Origin of the sequence: Shewanella sp. SM95, assembly GCF_025653595.1 — a bacterium.
Lineage (GTDB): Bacteria > Pseudomonadota > Gammaproteobacteria > Enterobacterales > Shewanellaceae > Shewanella > Shewanella oncorhynchi.
Genome location: NZ_JAKKSE010000017.1, coordinates 1 through 19,590, shown reverse-complemented (window position 1 = coordinate 19,590; position 19,590 = coordinate 1). Strand labels below are relative to the sequence as shown.

Genomic DNA, 19,590 nt, shown 5'->3' with positions numbered 1-19,590 from the left:
TCAAGCCAAACGGTTGATTTTATTTAATAGTAAAATGAATGTCTGTTGTTCATCTTCACTTAGATTTGACAGGAATTTTTCATTGACCCGCTCAGCTTCGCAAATAAGATCTTGCTCTAATGCTTTGGCTTCATCGGTCAAAAAGATTTGGAAGGCACGCCGATTATCGACTTCTTGATGGCGAGTAATAAGACCTTGCACCTGCAACTGATCGAGTAAGCGCGTCATAGTGTAATTTGCCACATCGCAACGCTTAGACAATTCAGTTTGGCTTATGCCCTCTTCTTGCCACAAAGCAAACAGCACAGGCCACAGTTTTATATCGAGTTGATATCGCTTAAGATGCAGATCAAGCTCATTTTGCAGCTCGATATTTAAGTGGGATACAAGATAGCCTAAGCTTTCATGACGATTCAAACAGCACCTCCTACAGCAAAGGTTTAACGCGTTTTCACTTACTCTGCACGCCATCATAGGAACCCAGAGTTAGTTTTAATACTACCACTTAACCCATAATAAACTAGCTTAGACCACAGCAAATTATGTGATTAACCTACGAGCTCATTCCTCATCTAGATCAGATAAATTGAATTCATTCACAAAATTATAGTAACAGGCCCGACCTAATTTGCCCCATAAACCGCGCTCAAGCGGCAAATAAACACTGTCATCGGTGAGCTTCATCTGTTTTATATCGACTTTATGGTGCTGTGTTTCAATACTGGTTCTTACATTGAGCAGCGAATGGGGTTGCGCTCGCTCGAAATCGACAATCAGTAAGGGAGCATCTTCAACCCGCACTCGCACCTTCTCCACTGGGGTAATTAAGAAATACTCATCATCGATGCAATGTAAAATACTGGCGAACAACTTAGCAAACTTTGCTGGCAGCGATGTGCCTAGATATGTCCAATCACCCAAGGCGTTAATGTCAAACAATGGGACTTCACTGCACAATGGCACAACCGAGGTTAGCCTACTATCAGCGGCGAATTGTTTGAGCGTGTGTTGAATACTGTCAGTCATCTTTTCCATCTAGGCCTCCATCATCCATAAAAAAACCAGCCTTGCGGCTGGCTTTAGTGTGACATTCAACACTGGGATATACCAGTGAGGATAATTACGATCTGACTAGCGCAATCAAAACGGCATAAACACTATTAAATATTTGCTAACTCGAGTAAGGCCTCAAGTGGATGCTTTGGCTTGTATCCGGCAAAACGTTTTACCTGACTACGGCACGAATAGCCAGACACTAACACTTGCGGCTGCTCAATTTTCGCTAGCGTTTGCTGCCAAGACATATCAAACAAGGCCTTAGAGCGCTCGAGGTTTTCTGCCTCATGACCATAGGTTCCCGCCATACCACAACAACCTAAATTGACTGCGGTTAACTTAGCGCCAAAATGGGCAAAGATTTTAGTCCACTCATTGGCGGTATTTGGCTTGGCCGTCGATTCGGTACAATGACTAAACCAAGTATATTGCTTACCTTGCGCAGCTTTTGCAGGTAAATCTTTGATGACATTCAGTAGCCATTCGTTGGCTAACTTGACCTCAAAATTACCGCGATTAGCCCCTAAGACTTCACGGTATTCATCGCGATAACACAAGACTAAGGCAGGATCGATACCGACCATGGGCATGCCCAGTTTATGGACTTGGTTCAGAAAGTCCGCACTCGACTGCGCCGTTTTAGCAAACTTATCTAAAAATCCCTTGATATGTGTTGGCTTACCATTGGGTTTGTAGGGCAATAACACCGGCTTTAAGCCGAGTTTTTCTATCAATTGGATAAAGCGCAGCACAAGACCTGAGTCATAGAAACTGTTAAAAGGATCTTGTACCACCAACACAAACTGCGAGCGCTTCTCTTCAGGAATCGCTTGCAACGCAGCTAAGTCGTAACCACGGCTTGCATGACCATCGAGTCTTTGCTTCAAAGTCGGCACAGATAACGCAGGCGCATCCACATAACCAATCGCCTGTTTAATCACCCATTGGCTCAATGGATTTTGTGCGACAAAATTAGTGAGACGCGGTGCCGCAGCCATCAATGGTAAGCTATCTTCAATCCCTGCAACGAGATAGTCTTTCGCGGGTCTTAAATAGCGTTGATAGTAAATATTGAAGAACTGCGCCCTAAACTTAGGCACATCCACTTTGACCGGACATTGTCCAGAGCAGGCTTTACAGGCTAAACAGCCCTTAAGCGATTCCATCACTTCGTGGGAGTAATCATAATCACGTTTGGCATTAATGGTATTTTGTATGCGCTGCAATATACCAAAAGGTTTCGCTTTTGCGAGGGCATTAACATCAACCCCTTCAGCCTCAAGTAGCCTTAGCCACTCTCTCATGAGCCCAGCACGCCCCTTAGGTGACTGCACTCTGTCACCCGTCACCTTAAACGATGGGCACATGGGCGAATAGCTACTGTAATTAAAACACAGGCCATTACCGTTACAATTCATCACATCGGGGAACGCATCACGCACATCAACGGGGATTTGTCGATCAAACTTACCGCGCTTAGCACTGTCGACATCGTAATAGAGGGCACCTGTATCTTTAGGCGCCACCAGCTTGCCGGGATTGAATCGGTTATCGGGGTCAAACAAACCTTTAATATCTTGCAACACACCATAAAGTTCATCACCAAAGACAGCTGGACCGTATTCACCGCGCACGCCTTTACCGTGCTCGCCCCACATTAAGCCGCCGTATTTAAGCGTCAGTGCCGCGACTTGATCAGAAATGACTCGTAGTAATTTTTCATCTTCAACATCGCACATATCGAGCGCGGGACGAACATGCAACACGCCCGCATCCACATGGCCGAACATACCGTATTGCAGATTATGCCCGTCGAGTAACGCGCGAAACTCCATAATGTAATCGGCGAGTTTTTCGGGCGGTACCGCAGTATCTTCAGCAAAGGCGATAGGCTTACGGCGACCTTTAGTGGCGCCGAGTAAGCCAACGGCTTTTTTACGCATGCCGTAAATTTTTTCGATACTCGGCTTATCTTGCGTCACTTGGTAACCCAATACACCGCACTCGCCTTTGCTGATCTGCTCAGTTAACACAGCTTCCAAACTCGCGAGCTTTTGCTCAACTTCGACCGTGTCACCTGCAAATTCGACCATATTGAGGCCATCAATAACTTTACCTGGCACTTCTTGGATAAGATCAGCCACTGAATGCCAGACAATATCTTCACGGGCTAAATTAAGCACTTTTGAATCGACGGTTTCGACCACAGTCGCCCGCGCGGCAACTAAGGATGGCGCATGACGCAATGCCGATTGGAACGAATCGTACTTAATGTTCACCATAGCGCGCTCAGTCGGCAGCGGGGTGATATTAAGTTTGGCTTCGGTTATCACCGCAAGCGTGCCCTCTGAGCCCGTCAGAATTCGTGATAAATCGAATTGCGTCAGCTTGTCGTTCCACACGTGTTTTAAGTCATAGCCAGTGAGAAAACGATTGAGCTTAGGAAATTGGTTTTCAATCTGAGTACGCTTTTCACGGCATACCGCCGCCACAGCAGAAATCAGTTTCTGCCCCAGCGAATTATCACTGACATTATCGGGGTTACACAGTAGTCCCGCATCTAGGGGATGCGTATCCAGCACACTGCCATCGATCAGCACACTGCGCAGCGCCAGCACGTGATCTGACGTCTTACCATAGACCAGTGAGCCCGCACCCGAGGCATCGGTATTGATCATGCCACCAATAGTGGCGCGGTTTGAAGTGGATAAATCGGGACTAAAAAAAAATCCATGGGGACGCAATGCATCGTTAAGCGCATCTTTAATCACGCCAGCTTCGACTCGAACCCAACCTTGCTCAGCATTCACTTCGAGCACACGGTTCATGTAACGCGACACATCCAAAATCAAACCATGGGTCAGTGATTGTCCGTTGGTGCCCGTACCACCGCCCCGCGCACTGAAGGTCACGCTGCGAAATGCGTCAGTAGCAGCCAGCGTCAATGCAATTTGAATATCCTGCTGATTTTTAGGATATAACACAGCTTGAGGCAAAAATTGATATACAGAGTTGTCGGTGGCTTGCACTAAACGTGCGCTGTAACGTTTGTCTATATCACCGGAATACTCACTTTGCTCCAGTGCATCAAGGTATGCCAAATACACTGGCTCTAATGTTTGTTGATGTGATAGCAGGGGTAGCATAGATGGCTTCTGTCAATTATCGTTATGGCGCCATTATAAACAAAAAAAAGCCGCTAAAAAGCGGCTTTTTTAACAAGTTTATAAAATTACTATCTAGATCAACCGTGCGCTTCGGCTAAATACAACCAAGTATCAATCACAGTATCAGGGTTTAATGACACTGTATCTATGCCTTGTTCTACCAACCAAGCGGCAAAATCAGCGTGATCTGAAGGACCTTGACCACAAATACCTATGTAAGCGCCCTTCGCTTTAGCCGCTTTAATGGCTAATGAAAGTAGCATTTTAACGGCTTCATCACGCTCATCGAATAAATGGCTAATGATACCTGAGTCACGGTCAAGGCCGAGTGTCAGCTGAGTTAAATCGTTTGAGCCGATAGAGAAGCCATCGAAATGCTCAAGGAATTGGTCTGCTAACAGGGCGTTTGAAGGCACTTCACACATCATGATGACACGTAAACCGTCTTTACCGCGCTCTAAACCTTGCTCTTTGAGCAGGCCGACCACTTGCTCAGCTTCTTTCACTGTGCGAACGAATGGGATCATGACTTCAACGTTTTTCAGACCCATGTCATTACGAACGCGTTTGATCGCTTCACACTCAAGGGCAAAACAGTCACGGAAGGATTCAGAGATATAACGGCTCGCACCGCGGAAGCCCAGCATTGGGTTCTCTTCTTCCGGCTCGTATCTGTCACCACCAACCAAGTTTGCGTATTCGTTAGACTTAAAGTCTGACATACGTACGATCACTTTCTTTGGATAGAAAGCTGAACCGATAGTCGCAATACCTTCAACCAGACGGGCAATATAGAACTCAACAGGTGATTCATAACCAGCAATCATTTCGTTGATTTCAGTTTGCAACGCTGCATCCTGTTGATTGAATTCGAGCAGTGCCTTTGGATGGATGCCGATCATACGGTTGATGATGAATTCTAAACGCGCTAGACCCACACCTTCGTTTGGCAAACGAGCAAAATCAAATGCACGATCAGGGTTCCCCACGTTCATCATGATTTTCATTGGCAATGCAGGCAGAGAGTCAACACGGTTTGAAATCACTTCAAATTCTTGTTTACCTTCGTAGATAAAGCCAGTGTCACCTTCGGCGCAAGAAACAGTCACGATTTGACCATTCTTGATACGGTCAGTCACGTCACCACAACCCACCACCGCTGGTACACCTAATTCGCGGGCGATAATTGCCGCATGACAGGTACGACCGCCACGGTTTGTAACGATAGCACTTGCGCGCTTCATGATAGGTTCCCAATCTGGATCTGTCATGTCTGTCACTAACACATCACCAGGTTGGATTTGATCCATATCGGCGATTGACGTTAATACTTTGGCGACACCAGTACCCACTTTATGACCGATAGCGCGACCTTCACAGATCACAGCGCCACGGCTCTTTAAGTGATAACGCTCGATCAATTGCACATCTTCACGGCTACGAACCGTTTCTGGACGCGCTTGAACGATATACAATTTGCCATCGTTGCCGTCTTTTGCCCATTCGATGTCCATTGGACGACCGTAATGCTTTTCGATCACCATGGCTTGTTTGGCTAATTCTTCAACTTCAGCGTCATTGATAGAGAATTGACGACGTTTGTCAGCAGTCACATCTTCAATTTTGACTTGTTTGCCGTGAGCAGCATCATCTGAATACACCATTTGGATGAGCTTGCTACCGATATTACGGCGCACAACTGCCTTATGACCTAAGGCTAAAATAGGTTTATGAACATAAAATTCATCTGGGTTTACCGCGCCTTGAACAACCATTTCACCCAGACCAAAAGATGAAGTGATAAACACCACATCATTATTGCCAGATTCAGTGTCCATAGTGAACATCACACCTGAAGCCGCTTTGTCTGAACGAACCATGCGTTGCACGCCAGCAGACAAGGCAACACCGTGGTGTTCGTAACCTTGGTGAACACGGTAAGAAATCGCGCGGTCGTTAAAGAGTGAAGCGTAAACGTGCTTGATAGCCGTTAGTACAGATTCAAAACCTTTAACGTTTAGGAAAGTTTCTTGCTGACCCGCAAAAGACGCATCTGGCATATCTTCAGCTGTTGCAGAAGAACGTACCGCGAATGACGCTTCGCTAGTTTCAGCGGCAAGTTTATCGTAAGCTTCACGAATGGCTTGCTCTAATGCTGGTTGAAATGGGGTGTCGATAACCCACTGCCTGATCTGTGCACCTACTTTAGCCAGCGCATTGACATCATCTACATCCAGTGTGGCTAGAATGTCATAAATCTTCTGGTTAACTCCGCTTTGTTCAAGGAACTCGTTGAACGCATGGGAAGTTGTCGCAAATCCGCCAGGTACTTGAACACCGGCATTGGCCAGATTGCTGATCATCTCGCCTAGAGAAGCATTTTTACCGCCAACTAAGTTGACGTCACCCATGCCTAATTCTTGATACCAGAGTACGTATTGCTGCACAGTTCTATCTCCGCAAGTTTATTTCAGTGGCCCCTTCACACGAGGGCAGCGGCATTTTACACTCCTGTCGAACACGCGTAAATCTATAATTTTATTTGTAATTTTATTACTACAAGAGGTCAGTATGGCACCAAAAGTATTCTATATCTCCGACGGGACAGCGATCACAGCTGAAGTTTTTGGTCATGCGGTTCTCTCGCAATTTCCATTAGAATTTGAGTCACTTACAATTCCATTCGTCGAAACTTTGACGAAAGCGGAGCAAGTTAAGCGACAAATTAATGATTGTTTTATTACAACAGGTGAGCGGCCGTTAGTATTCCATTCCATCGTAAAAGCCGAGATCCGCGACATCATCTACTCGAGTGAAGGGGTTGATTATGATTTTTTGAATACTTTTGTGGCCCCACTCGAACAACATTTAGGTGTTTCTGCCTCTCCAGTTGTACATAGAACCCATGGAAAAGCGAATCACGGCTATGAAGCGCGTATTGATGCCATTAATTTCGCCATGGATAACGATGATGGCCAGACCATGAAACATATGGATCAAGCCGATCTGGTTTTACTTGGGGTCTCTCGCTGTGGCAAAACGCCATCGAGCCTGTATTTATCAATGCAGTTCGGTATAAAAGCGGCAAACTACCCTTTCACCGAAGATGATATGGATAACCTTAAGTTACCTGAAGCGCTGAAACGCAATAAGAAAAAACTGTTTGGTTTAACGATTGATCCCGTGCGTTTACATGAAATCCGTCAGAGTCGAATGGAGAATAGCCGCTATTCATCGCTCAAACAGTGCCGCTTAGAAGTCAAAGAAGTGGAAATGCTGTTTAAACGCGAACGCATTCCTTACATAGACACCACTAATCATTCCGTGGAAGAAATTGCCACTAAAATATTAGATGTCACGGGCCTAGAACGGCATATGTTCTAAGCCTAATAAGCCAAAATCAGCAAAAGAAACCGAGTGAATTTAGTCTAAAAGAAACTAACTTAAATCAAATTCATTGCACAGTTGCCGACAATTAACGCAATTGGCACTGTGCAACTCGGTTCGATTCGTTATAATCCGAGGCAATCTGGCGAAAAGCGCCGCACGCAAGCTCGGTATTTTGAATGACCATAAAAACAGACGAACTACGCACTTCCTTATTAGCAAAAGTCATCTCACCTGCGCAACTGGCATCTGAGTTCCCATTAACTCAAGATGCAGCCGATTATCTGGTTCAGCAACGTCGTGAAGTCGAAGCCATCATTATGGGTGAAGACCAACGTCTATTAGTGATCATAGGCCCATGTTCAATCCACGATACTAAAGCGGCATTAGATTATGCTCAACGCTTAGCCGCGTTACACCAGGAATTGAAAGATGACTTGTGTATCTTAATGCGCGTCTATTTTGAAAAACCCCGCACAATTGTCGGTTGGAAAGGATTAATTTCAGATCCCGATCTCGATGGCAGTTTCGAACCAAACAAAGGTTTACGCATTGCCCGCGAGTTGCTGCAACAAATCACTGAATTAAAATTGCCTATCGCCACCGAATTTTTAGATATGGTGAACGGTCAGTACATAGCGGATCTCATTACTTGGGGTGCGATTGGTGCGCGTACTACGGAAAGCCAAGTCCACCGTGAAATGGCTTCAGCACTGTCCTGCCCGGTTGGTTTTAAAAATGGTACTGATGGGAACATCAATATTGCCGTTGATGCAGTGCGTGCCGCACAAGTGCCACATGTTTTCTATTCACCAGATAAAGATGGCGCTATGGCGGTCTATCGCACCCACGGTAACCCGTTTGGCCATATCATCCTACGTGGTGGTAAAAAACCTAATTATCACGCACAAGATATCGAAGAAGCGCGTCAACAGCTTGCATCTGTTGGGGTAACTCAACGTATGGTTATCGATTTCAGCCACGGAAACAGTGAGAAGAACCATCTCAAACAACTGATGGTCGCCGATGAAATTATGACTCAAATGCGTGCTGGCAGCACTGCCATCGCAGGTATAATGGCTGAAAGCTTCTTACAAGAAGGTAATCAAAAAGTCGTTGAAGGCCAGCCACTCTGTTATGGCCAAAGTATCACAGACGCCTGCTTACATTGGGACGACTCTGAAATTCTGCTACGTAAGCTCGCAGCGGCTTCCCGCGAAAGAAAAGCACTGTTAACCAAATAAATCTGAAGTAAAATAAATCGTCCAATAAAAAACCGATCTCATTTCGGTTTTTTTATTGGAAGCATGACATTATCCTCAGTCATATGCCTACTGCACCTTAAAGCCTGTAGTTTTCTATCTTTAACCACCATAAATCTTTATAATTCGAGCTTATTTTGCTGCATTACCTTAGGTTGCTGTATGTCGCTTACCCCCATGTCCACAAACACCGAAAATACCTCACGAATCGAAGCCGCTGAAACACCCTTTCCTGACGCGATTCAAACTCGAATTGATTCCTCAGAAGCGCGCGTGATTAAAGCAGTATTCCCCTCAATCACCAACCATCACAATACGTTATTTGGTGGCGAAGCTTTAGCGTGGATGGATGAAACAGCCTTTATTGCGGCAACTCGTTTCTGCCGTAAAACCTTAGTCACAGTGAGTTCCGATAGAATTGATTTTAAAAAGCCTATCCCAGCTGGCACACTAGCCGAACTCATCGCTCGTGTGATCCATGTAGGTAATACGTCATTAAAAGTTGAAGTCAACATCTATGTCGAAGACATGTATCAAGACCATCGAGAGCATGCCATACGTGGTGTGTTCACCTTTGTTGCGGTTGACGAACAACGAAATCCTACAAAAGTGTGGACATATGGGTAGTTTTTAGACGATTTTAAAGTATAGGTTAGCCCGTACTTTCGGGCTTTCAATTGAAACTATACTGTCCATCTTTTTCCCTGTAAAACACCGACCAAAGTCTAACAACCAGAAACATATCAAAATTTTGTCCTTATTCCTGAATAAAGCAATAGGATCCTTGATTACTTTTCTGTTACATTGAGTTCAATCTTCACGCGCACCGAACATAATCATAAAAGCCATGAAGCTAGAAAACTTAAATATTATTATCGCAGACGATCATCCATTGTTCAGAAATGCACTACGTCAAGCGCTGACCAGCGCTTTCGAGCATGCACAGTGGTTTGAAGCCGACAGTGCTGACGCACTGCAATCTGTATTGGATGTTCGAAGCATCGATTACGATCTTGTACTGTTAGATCTGCAGATGCCGGGGTCCCACGGCTACTCCACACTTATCCACCTACGCTCACATTATCCTGAGTTACCCGTTGTGGTGATTTCAGCCCACGAGGATATCAATACCATTAGCCGTGCGATTCATTATGGCAGCAGTGGTTTTATCCCTAAATCAGCTTCAATGGAAACCCTAAAAGAGGCGCTAAGTGCGGTGTTATTCGGTGATATTTGGTTGCCTAAAGGCACTGAGATTATTGCTATCAATGACGATGCCATTGATAAAATGGCCAGCAAGTTATCCGATCTCACTCCGCAACAATATAAAGTGTTGCAGATGTTTGCCGAAGGTTTATTAAATAAACAAATAGCCTACGATCTTGGCGTGTCAGAAGCGACCATCAAGGCGCACGCTACCGCCATATTTAGAAAACTTGGCGTTCGCAACCGCACTCAAGCAGTTATTGCCCTTGCGCAACTCGAGATGGATAAAGTCGATTTATCTTAATCGCTAAACCCATAAAAATGCCGCTTTTATTAGCGGCATTTTTATGTCAGTAAATCATCGCCAATTAACGCATTGGCAGATTTTTATCGGCAAACATTTCATCTATGAGCTGTTGATCCCGTAATGCTACGGCTTTCTCCACCACATCACGGGTTAAATGCGGCGCAAAGTGCTGAATAAAATCATACATATAACTGCGCAAGAAACTGCCCTTCCTAAAACCAATTTTAGTCGTACTGTGGGCAAACAAATGACCGGCATCAATAGCAACTAAATCTTTATCAACATTTGGATCAATGGCCATAGACGCGATGACCCCCACGCCTAATCCTAAACGAACATAGGTTTTAAGCACGTCGGCACTGGTCGCACTAAAGACAACACGCGGCTCTAAATTGGCCCGATTGAACGCTTTCTCAATTTCAGAAGCACGGTCAAAACCAAAGACATAGGTCACTAAGGGGAAACGGGCTAAATCTTCGATACTAATCAAGCTGCCTTGATTGCGGGTCGCAAGAGGATGGTCTTTGGGCACAACGATAGAGCGGTTCCAGTGGTAACAAGGCAACATTATCAGATCTGAATATAAATGCATTGCTTCGGTCGCAATGGCAAAATCTGCATCACCGCGAGCCGCCTGTTCGCTGATCTGCGACGGTGTCCCTTGGTGCATATGCAAGTTCACTTTAGGATAGCGATCAATAAACTGACGAATTATCGTCGGTAATGCATAGCGTGCCTGAGTATCTGTTGTGGAAATATTTAACTCACCTTGATCTGGCTTAGTATATTCTTCAGACACTTTTTTGATACTTTCAACTTTACCTAAAATATCATTGGCAATGCTGATCACTTGCAAACCCGCAGGTGTGACATGGGTTAAATGCTTACCGCTACGACCAAATATTTGGATCCCCAACTCATCTTCAAGCATACGAACTTGTTTACTGATCCCAGGTTGAGAGGTATACAAGTTTTCAGCTGTCGCCGATACATTGAGGTTATGTTTTACGACCTCAGCAATATACCTGAGTTGTTGCAGTTTCATCTTATTTCCTTGTCTCAAACACGCAAAATGCCATTAACAACTGAGCCCTCAAAGCACTCTCAGCTATAATCAATCGTTATAGTATATAGTAAAAATTAAAGCAAATAGGAATATAGAGCACAAGTCTACAGATTCATACGACAGAAATGATAACCTAGGCTAAGATAACTATGCTAGTTTATTGATTTATTGTAGCATTAGCTCAATTGGATAAATAATGGAACATCTATGTCATTCACCTTGGTTCTGATCCTCATCGGTGCGCTTTTACTGCTTGTTATCGGAATTAACGTATTACAGCAACAAAAAGAACGTGTAGAGGCTGAGCGTCGCATTGAATTTGCCCGTCAAAGAGCAATTATCGATGAAACTGAAACTGTGTTATCAAACACCGGAATGATGCCTTGTAGCACGAATATAGTGTTGGTTTTGTACCGGCGTGTACAAGATGCCTTGCAGTCTGCAACAGCGATCAGTAATGGCCAACAACAGTCAGACTACCAACGCCGCCTAGCCGATATCAATAATCAAATAACAAGCTTACAGTCTGGCCAGCCTCAAACTCCTCCAATTGAGAATTTCAGACTACCCGATAATGACAAACAAATTTTAGCGCTTGTTCAAACCTTAAAAAAATTAAAGGCGATACTCAGAGCCGAGCATAATAAAGGTAAAGTCGATCCGAGCATTTTTGCTCAAGAAGAAAGCCGCATCGACAGTTTACAGCTCAGAATTAATGTCGATTCTATGCTTTCTCGTGCCCGCGCGGCCAGCTTTATGAAGCAATATGGTTCATCAAAACAAATGGTGACTAAAGCACTATCGACATTGCACGCTATTAAGGCACAAACGCCTAATGACCCTTTCATTGGTCGTAAAGTGGATGAGGCTAAACAATTGCTTGATGAGATTATGGGCGCACAGAAACAATCTGAACCCAGTGCTCCTAGACCTAAGAATGAAGAAGATGATATCGACATGCTGTTTCAGCCGAAAAAGAAATGGTGATCAGTTACTGTGTGCTTAGCTTTAAGTTGAATTAGCGGCACGTCTTACACTCGTTCTTCAGCGTTATTGGGCGTGGTGAGTGAGTGCGAGTAAAGCGAGCAACATTTCTGACTCATTATCTACAGCAACAAATCAGTCTCTAAAGAAAATCGAAACAAAAAAGCCAAGTCATAATTGACTTGGCTTTTTTGTTATTCTCTTGGCGTTAAGCTAACTCAATCCACCGCTATGCGCCTTTCTTGGCCTTCTTGGTAGATTCACTCACCCACTTCCCATTGACGTAATGCGCAGACCAACCCGTGGCTTTACCATCGACTTCAGTCGCAACGTATTGCTCTTTCGTCTTACGGCTAAACTTCACCGCAGCCTTATTGCCTTCATCATCAGTGACTGGCGCATCCGCTAAATACTGATACTTAGGCCATAGCAGTTCACGGTATTGAACCAGTTCCTCAACCAGAGGCGCACGGGTTTCACGTGATTTAGGGAAAGTACTGGCCGCTAAGAAGATACCCGCAGCACCATCACGTAATACGAAATGGGCATCCGATTTACTGCATTTCAGTTCAGGTAAATAAATTGGATCTTCTTTTGGCGGCGCCGCCTCACCATTTTTCAACAGTTTACGAGTATTTTTACATTCCTCATTGGTACAGCCAAAGTACTTACCAAAACGACCATTTTTCAGTTCCATATCGTGACCACAGCGATCACACTCAATCAGTGGACCTTCATAGCCTTTGATCTTGAATTGGCCTTCTTCGACTTCATAGCCTTCACAGATTGGATTGTTACCGCAGACGTGTAACTTACGCTTCTCATCGATCAGGTAACTGTCCATTGCCGTGCCGCAAATACTACAACGGTGCTTCGCACGCAGTGCATCTGTTTCGGCATCTTCACTGTTTTCGCTAATCGCCTCAACGCCGGGCGTGAGGTTCATCGTCGTTTTACAGCGTTCTTTAGGGGGTAATTCATAACCAGAGCAACCAAGGAAAACACCAGTCGTTCCAGTGCGGATCCCCATAGGACGACCACAAGTTGGGCACTTGATATCCGTCATCACCATTTGATTAAGACGCATGCCACCTTCTTCGGGATCCAGCTCCGCTTTTTCTAATTGCTTAGTAAAGTCAGCATAGAAACCATCGAGTACTTTTTTCCAGTCTAACTCGCCCCGAGCCACATCATCTAATGTTTGCTCCATGCTGGCGGTAAAGTCATAGCTCATCAAATCAGCAAAACTGCTCACCAATCGTTCGCTGACAATTTCACCCATTTTTTCGGCATAGAAACGACGATTTTCGACTTTTACATAACCACGATCTTGAATCGTTGAAATGATGGTTGCGTAGGTTGATGGGCGGCCAATGCCGCGTTTTTCTAATTCTTTTACTAAAGAAGCTTCGCTGTATCGTGCTGGCGGCTTAGTAAAATGTTGTTTAGGCTGCAATTCTTTTAATGCTAATACATCGCCCTGAGCCACGAATGGTAACGTATTGTCTTCTTCGTTTTTCTTCTTAAGCGCTGTTTGTACACGAGTCCAACCATCGAAACGTAAGGTACGTCCCGTGGCTTTGAGCTCATAATCACCCGCTTTTACGGTCAACTTAGTGGCATCATATTGTGCAGGTGTCATTTGACATGAGACAAACTGGCGCCAAATAAGCTCATATAAGCGCTGAGCGTCACGCTCCATGTCAGATAAAGTCGCTGCTTGCACTTGAACGTTTGATGGGCGAATCGCTTCGTGAGCCTCTTGTGCGCCTTCTTTTGATCCATATCGAATCGGTTCGGCGGGTAGATACTTATCACCAAATTCTTTGGCAATCATATCGCGCAAGTTTTCAACGGCTTCTTGACTCAAATTGGTCGAGTCGGTACGCATATAAGTGATATGACCGGCTTCGTAAAGTCGCTGAGCCATCATCATGGTCTTCTTTACACCAAAACCTAAACGTGTACTCGCGGCCTGTTGCAGTGTCGACGTAATAAAAGGAGCCGATGGTTTACTTTGAGTCGCTTTATCTTCGCGGGCCAGCACAGTAAAACTTGCCGCAGATAACGCTTGAACCGCAGCCATCGCTTGCTGTTCATTGATAGGATTGAAGGCAGCATCTAAATGCTTAACCACTTCCATCCGCAAAGCTTCTTGAGCGGGCGTATTGAGCTCTGCGTGTACATCCCAAAATTCTTCAGGCACAAAAGCTTTGATTTCGCTTTCGCGTTCAACCACTAAACGCACGGCAACCGACTGCACTCGCCCAGCGGATAAACCGCGAGCAACTTTTTTCCACAGTAGAGGCGACACCATAAAACCGACAACTCTGTCTAAGAAGCGGCGCGCTTGTTGGGCATTAACCATGTTAGTGTCGAGTGTCGACGGTTTACTAAAAGCATCTTGAATCGCAGACTTAGTAATTTCGTTGAAAACAACACGTTGATACCGTGAAGGGTCACCACCAATCACCTCTTGCAAATGCCAGGCGATAGCTTCTCCCTCACGGTCTAAGTCGGTTGCGAGATAGATTTGGTCAGCAGAATCGGCAAGTGCCTGTAACTCTTTAACGACTTTTTCTTTACCCGGCAAAATTTGGTACTTAGCCGCCCAGCCCTTTTCAGGGTTTACGCCCATACGAGACACTAGCGCTTGCTGATCTTTCACCTTTTTATATTGAGCTTTTTCTTCTGGCGACATCTTCTTAACTTCGGCAGCGGATTTAACCTTTTCATTGCCTTCTGAAGTCGATGATGTCGGCAGATCACGGATGTGACCTACGCTCGATTTAACGATGAATTCTTTGCCAAGATATTTATTAATAGTCTTAGCTTTGGCCGGTGATTCGACAATAACTAGCGATTTACCCATAGTTTAATTTGCGCCAAAAAATCTCAAGAAGGTGGAAATTGGCACCATATATAGAGGGTTGTACTGATAGTTTCAAGTTAATCCCTCTTTTATATGTACCAGCGAGTCACTTTTTAATCAAAGTTGAAAAAATGTAAAAATATAATATGCGTAATTAAAAACTAATATTTCATTATTTGCCAGCAAGCAAGAAATAGTTATGCATTTATCGTGAAAAAGTCGCTTTGAGCACAAAACCGTCCGCTTGTGCACTCGAAAAGCTTCAGTATACTGGGTTCCCTCAGGGACCATATGAACAAATAATAACTTTCCCTATCACAAGGATAAGCAATGAAGCACTTTGAAGCGAATTTTGATGGACTCGTTGGACCAACACACAATTACGCAGGGTTGTCTTTTGGCAATGTCGCCTCACTTAGCAATGCCGCCTTAGTTTCCAACCCCAAAGCTGCTGCAAAACAAGGACTCCAAAAAGCCAAAGCACTAGCCGATATGGGCATGGTTCAAGGAATATTAGCTCCTCAAGAGCGCCCAGACCTCTATACATTGCGCCGAATTGGATTTTCTGGCTCTGATGCTAATGTATTAAAACAAGCGGCAAAAGAAGCGCCCATATTACTTAATGCCTGTTGCAGTGCTTCCAGTATGTGGACAGCCAATGCCGCTACCGTCTCACCAAGTGCTGATACACGTGACGGCAAACTGCATTTTACCCCAGCAAATTTAGTCGATAAACTTCATCGCAGCATCGAGCCTTTGACAACGGGGCGCATATTAACAGCAACTTTCAGTGATCCCCACTATTTTCATCACCATAGTCACTTACCTGAGCATAATAGCTTCGGTGATGAAGGTGCCGCAAACCACACTCGTCTCTGCAATGAATACGGCCATGCTGGTGTTGAGCTGTTTGTTTATGGACAAGAAGCCACCAATCCCAACGCACCTAAACCACAAAAATATCCAGCAAGACAAACCTTAGAAGCGTCGATGGCAGTCGCACGCTTACATCAGCTGGAAGACGATAATTGTGTCTTCATCCAACAGAATCCTGATGTGATTGATCAAGGTGTATTCCATAACGATGTTATCGCAGTAGGTAATCAAAATGTCCTGTTCTACCACGAACAAGCCTTCTTAAATACCCAGAATAAGATCGATGAAATTAAACGTAAACTCGACACTGAGCTGTATTTCATTGAAGTGCCAACTGCGAAAGTAGCAATTAACGACGCAGTCAAAAGCTATTTATTCAATACTCAAATTATTACGTTGCCATCCGGTGAAATGGCGATTATTGCCCCAACAGATTGCCAAGAAAATCCCGCGGTATTTGCCTATTTGAACGAATTACTCACATTAAACACGCCGATTAAGCAAGTGCTTTATTTCGACGTAAAACAAAGCATGCAAAACGGTGGCGGCCCTGCCTGTCTTCGTTTACGTGTCGCCATGAATGAAGTGGAAGTCGCAGCGGTAAATCAACACACTCTGATGAATGATGCTTTATTTACTCGTTTAAACCTTTGGGTAGACAAACATTACCGTGACAGATTAACCACCCAAGATCTTGCAGACCCTCAGCTAATCATCGAATCTCGAACAGCTCTAGATGAACTGACACAGATCATGAAACTAGGTAGCGTGTATCAGTTCCAGCGTTAATTAGGCAGATATTTCGCTTTTATGTAAAACAAGGTGCCGTTGGCACCTTGTTTTACAAACTAACGAAAGACTAATTCACGACAATTGGAATATTTAAAACTTCGGTTGTCGTTCCAGCGATATCCCCATTATCACCTTTTATACCTGGTGTAGTAACGGTGACAATTAAATTCCCAGAATCAGGTTCATCACCACCTTTTAAACTAACGTCAACTTCACGACCACCATTATAATTTGTACTTGGCCAAATAATACTTGTTGAGCTAGTTACTGTAGCCCCTGACGCTTTAACATTAATAACGGAGCCTGCTGGCATTTGCTGATTATTGATATCTGAAATAGTAAAAGCTACAAAAGCTGTCCCTTTAATTCCTATATCAATCTGTTGATTGCCGGCGGCTTTATCTTGTATCAGAACATTTTCTATACGGGTTGCTATCGCAACACTCCCCGACATTACTAACACTAATGAACGGCGAACAGAAATTGATGCTTGAGGACTACATTTGACTAATGAGGCAGCTGAGTCATCACATAGAACACCACTGTACTCACCATCCGCTACATTAAAGACTCCTTGTCCAGTTGGACTTACCGGATCAATGAAATCAATGAAAGTTTCTCGATCACCTGATGCATCTGTTGAACCATTCTTTGGATAAGCAGGCGTGTATAAACCATCCTCATTGTGATCAACAAATGCCTCAGTAAGATCATAACATTCACCACTATTATCGCGGCCACAATTGGGCGGCAAACCAGCGAATAAACTAAATTCAGCATCTGTGTCGAGAATGTTATTGCTGTTTAAGTCCGCAAATGACTCTTCACCAATCGCGGTTGCAGTAATAGTCACCCGACCACCATAGGGCTGGCCAAAATGGTTGCCGAAATATTTACCACCATCAAAATTAGTTTCTTCCTTCAACACTGCATTAGGATCATTAATTTGTGCACCACTTGCGTCATACAAAGGTCCATTACCATCGACTCCTACAGGGCGAGGATTCTGACTGGTCCAAACCACTGAGCATACACCTTTTGAAGTTCGACAAGAACTGTCAATCGAACCACCTTCAGCGGTAAACACCACAGCAGTACCATCAGGCACAGGGTTGTTAAAGGCATCGGCTAAACGGGCGGTAATAGTGACTTGAGCACCATCATGCTCCCAACCTTCTATGTTAAGTTCTGAAGCAGATAAAGAGAAACTATCTTGATCAGGTTTACCGGTAGAAACCACAAGCACATTGGATTGACTAGAGATTAATGGGATTGTACCGTCAATACTCGCGGTAACTCTTACTGTGGCGGCAACGGTGCCAGAGTTAACCACTGTTTGCACATACCCCTCGTTATTTGACTTAGCCGAGTTTGGAATTAACCCCAAACCTGCCGACAGATTATTCAATTTAAAACTGACATCTCGGTTAGCTACAGGATTACCATTGGTATCTAACACTTTAAAGCGTAACGTTGAGGACTCACTACCACCTGTACCTTTTATACCAATGTTTTCTGGCCTGGCATCAACAAACACTATGCTGCCCGCGCTAGCTGGTAACACATTGATAGATGCTGTTGCAGAAAGAGTCAAACCACCTGTATTAGCAGACACATTTATTGTGTCATCCCCCTCACATCCTTTGGCTAAATAACGAGATTCAGCAACACCATTAATAGTGGTTACAGGTGAGCTTAGGTCAGCTTTGGCAGGTGTTTGACTAGTACATGTTGATTTAAAGGTAACTGCAACTGGTTGAGTGTATAAATTGCCAAGATTATCCCTAATAGCGACGCTGACGGAAGCTGTACCACCGGCAGAAATTTGCGTTGTGCTAACGCTAGCAACTCCATCTATAAACGGATCACCACTGCCCATATTAAGGTCAGTCGCACCAACGACAACAATAGCTTCACCAACATCACCATCAGCAAGTGATGCTGTCGCTAATCCTGCACCCAACTTATCTGTCGCAAAAATATCAACAACAGCAACCCATTCATTATTAATGAGCTTTGTGACTGCGGTAACCACGGGTAAATCACCAATAGGCGATGCAAATGTAACAATCACTGGTTTAGTTAACCCAATAACTGTAGCCCTAAGCTTGCCGGAGAAAGCTGTAGAGATAGTCTCTGCTGGATTACCATTCTTGTCCGTCAGTTGTAAGGTCACTTTAGAAGACCCGCCATCGCCTGCCATGGTGACGCCCAATGAAGCTTGCGCGACATCCACACCTACTATGTCAGCATACACAAAACCCGCACCTGGAATATTCAAGGTCTTCAGCTTAATGCTTGCCTTACCATTAGCGTCAGTCAGCACAGAGCCAATTTCTGGGTCAAATAACCCTAACGCCGCATTGCTTAAACTAAATTGCACCAACTTGTTGGCTAAGGCACTGCCATCAGCTGCCAGTAACGTTGCCGTCACGGTTGCAGGGGTCGCTGCGTTAATGTTGGTGGTAGTTGAACTGAGTGTTAGTTTCGGTGGTGGCACTTGCCCTACCGCATTACCGTCACCTTGCATATAAAGCGATACATCGGCAGTACTGTCATAACCAAACACATTTACTTTAACATTCACTGCACCTTCAATATTTGCAGTTATTAAT

Annotated in this window: 13 protein-coding genes; 6 read left to right on the top strand and 7 right to left on the bottom strand. The window is 44.5% G+C overall.

From position 1 onward, the window contains the following. The 4 genes from L5M29_RS16855 to ppsA all read right to left on the bottom strand — a co-directional run bounded on the left by L5M29_RS16855 (position 1) and on the right by ppsA (position 6,670). Entirely contained in the window at positions 1–417 is a 417-nt protein-coding gene (locus L5M29_RS16855) for a MarR family winged helix-turn-helix transcriptional regulator (RefSeq protein WP_028759729.1), read from the bottom strand. Between the two features lie 144 nt (positions 418–561). Further along, entirely contained in the window at positions 562–1,035 is a 474-nt protein-coding gene (locus L5M29_RS16850) for a DUF1285 domain-containing protein (RefSeq protein ID WP_212600194.1), read from the bottom strand. Between the two features lie 125 nt (positions 1,036–1,160). After that, entirely contained in the window at positions 1,161–4,202 is a 3,042-nt protein-coding gene (locus L5M29_RS16845; protein ID WP_263168941.1) for an FAD-binding and (Fe-S)-binding domain-containing protein, read from the bottom strand. 98 nt (positions 4,203–4,300) lie between these two features. Continuing rightward, entirely contained in the window at positions 4,301–6,670 is a 2,370-nt protein-coding gene (gene ppsA, locus L5M29_RS16840) for a phosphoenolpyruvate synthase (protein ID WP_028759726.1), read from the bottom strand. A 124-nt stretch (positions 6,671–6,794) separates the two neighbouring features. Between ppsA and L5M29_RS16835 the strand changes: the two genes are divergently transcribed. From L5M29_RS16835 to L5M29_RS16820, 4 genes are all read left to right on the top strand, one after another. After that, positions 6,795–7,607 (top strand): pyruvate, water dikinase regulatory protein, encoded by an 813-nt coding sequence (locus L5M29_RS16835; protein ID WP_028759725.1) that lies wholly within the window; start codon positions 6,795–6,797, stop codon positions 7,605–7,607. A gap of 182 nt (positions 7,608–7,789) precedes the next feature. After that, the gene (locus L5M29_RS16830) at positions 7,790–8,854 is read left to right on the top strand and encodes a 3-deoxy-7-phosphoheptulonate synthase (RefSeq protein ID WP_028759724.1); all 1,065 of its coding nucleotides are present in this window, start codon (positions 7,790–7,792) and stop codon (positions 8,852–8,854) included. 180 nt (positions 8,855–9,034) lie between these two features. After that, on the top strand, positions 9,035–9,499 hold the full coding sequence (locus tag L5M29_RS16825; protein ID WP_168825401.1) for an acyl-CoA thioesterase: 465 nt from the start codon (positions 9,035–9,037) through the stop codon (positions 9,497–9,499). 220 nt (positions 9,500–9,719) lie between these two features. Beyond that, positions 9,720–10,382 carry a response regulator transcription factor gene (locus L5M29_RS16820; RefSeq protein WP_263148394.1) on the top strand — a complete coding sequence of 221 codons (663 nt, stop codon included), beginning with the start codon at positions 9,720–9,722 and terminating at the stop codon, positions 10,380–10,382. 64 nt (positions 10,383–10,446) lie between these two features. Here the strand turns inward: L5M29_RS16820 and cysB are convergent, their stop codons facing one another. Further along, on the bottom strand, positions 10,447–11,430 hold the full coding sequence (gene cysB / locus L5M29_RS16815; RefSeq protein ID WP_028759721.1) for an HTH-type transcriptional regulator CysB: 984 nt from the start codon (positions 11,428–11,430) through the stop codon (positions 10,447–10,449). A 228-nt stretch (positions 11,431–11,658) separates the two neighbouring features. Between cysB and zomB the strand changes: the two genes are divergently transcribed. Next, positions 11,659–12,438: a flagellar motor control protein ZomB gene (gene zomB / locus L5M29_RS16810; RefSeq protein WP_028759720.1), complete on the top strand. Its 780-nt coding sequence runs from the start codon at positions 11,659–11,661 to the stop codon at positions 12,436–12,438. 226 nt (positions 12,439–12,664) lie between these two features. On the opposite strand, the gene topA is transcribed toward zomB, so the two are convergent. Continuing rightward, complete coding sequence (gene topA, locus L5M29_RS16805; RefSeq protein WP_105252683.1) at positions 12,665–15,307, bottom strand: type I DNA topoisomerase; 2,643 nt, start codon at positions 15,305–15,307, stop codon at positions 12,665–12,667. Positions 15,308–15,637: 330 nt separating this feature from the next. On the opposite strand from topA, the gene astB reads away from it, so the two are divergent. Beyond that, a complete protein-coding gene (gene astB / locus L5M29_RS16800; protein ID WP_131523320.1) occupies positions 15,638–16,972 on the top strand; it encodes an N-succinylarginine dihydrolase in 1,335 nt (444 codons plus the stop codon). Positions 16,973–17,042: 70 nt separating this feature from the next. Here astB and L5M29_RS16795 read toward each other — a convergent pair whose 3' ends face one another. Then, on the bottom strand, positions 17,043–19,586 hold the full coding sequence (locus tag L5M29_RS16795; RefSeq protein ID WP_263169032.1) for an Ig-like domain-containing protein: 2,544 nt from the start codon (positions 19,584–19,586) through the stop codon (positions 17,043–17,045). Between the last annotated feature and the right edge of the window lie 4 nt (positions 19,587–19,590).

Excerpts from the sequence above, each read along its gene's own strand:
- L5M29_RS16850 (WP_212600194.1), bottom strand. The coding sequence starts at position 1,035 with ATGGAAAAGATGACTGACAGTATTCAACACACGCTCAAACAATTCGCC.
- L5M29_RS16845 (WP_263168941.1), bottom strand. The coding sequence starts at position 4,202 with ATGCTACCCCTGCTATCACATCAACAAACATTAGAGCCAGTGTATTTG.
- L5M29_RS16835 (WP_028759725.1), top strand. The coding sequence starts at position 6,795 with ATGGCACCAAAAGTATTCTATATCTCCGACGGGACAGCGATCACAGCT.
- L5M29_RS16830 (WP_028759724.1), top strand. The coding sequence starts at position 7,790 with ATGACCATAAAAACAGACGAACTACGCACTTCCTTATTAGCAAAAGTC.
- L5M29_RS16825 (WP_168825401.1), top strand. The coding sequence starts at position 9,035 with ATGTCGCTTACCCCCATGTCCACAAACACCGAAAATACCTCACGAATC.
- L5M29_RS16820 (WP_263148394.1), top strand. The coding sequence starts at position 9,720 with ATGAAGCTAGAAAACTTAAATATTATTATCGCAGACGATCATCCATTG.
- cysB (WP_028759721.1), bottom strand. The coding sequence starts at position 11,430 with ATGAAACTGCAACAACTCAGGTATATTGCTGAGGTCGTAAAACATAAC.
- zomB (WP_028759720.1), top strand. The coding sequence starts at position 11,659 with ATGTCATTCACCTTGGTTCTGATCCTCATCGGTGCGCTTTTACTGCTT.
- topA (WP_105252683.1), bottom strand. The coding sequence starts at position 15,307 with ATGGGTAAATCGCTAGTTATTGTCGAATCACCGGCCAAAGCTAAGACT.
- astB (WP_131523320.1), top strand. The coding sequence starts at position 15,638 with ATGAAGCACTTTGAAGCGAATTTTGATGGACTCGTTGGACCAACACAC.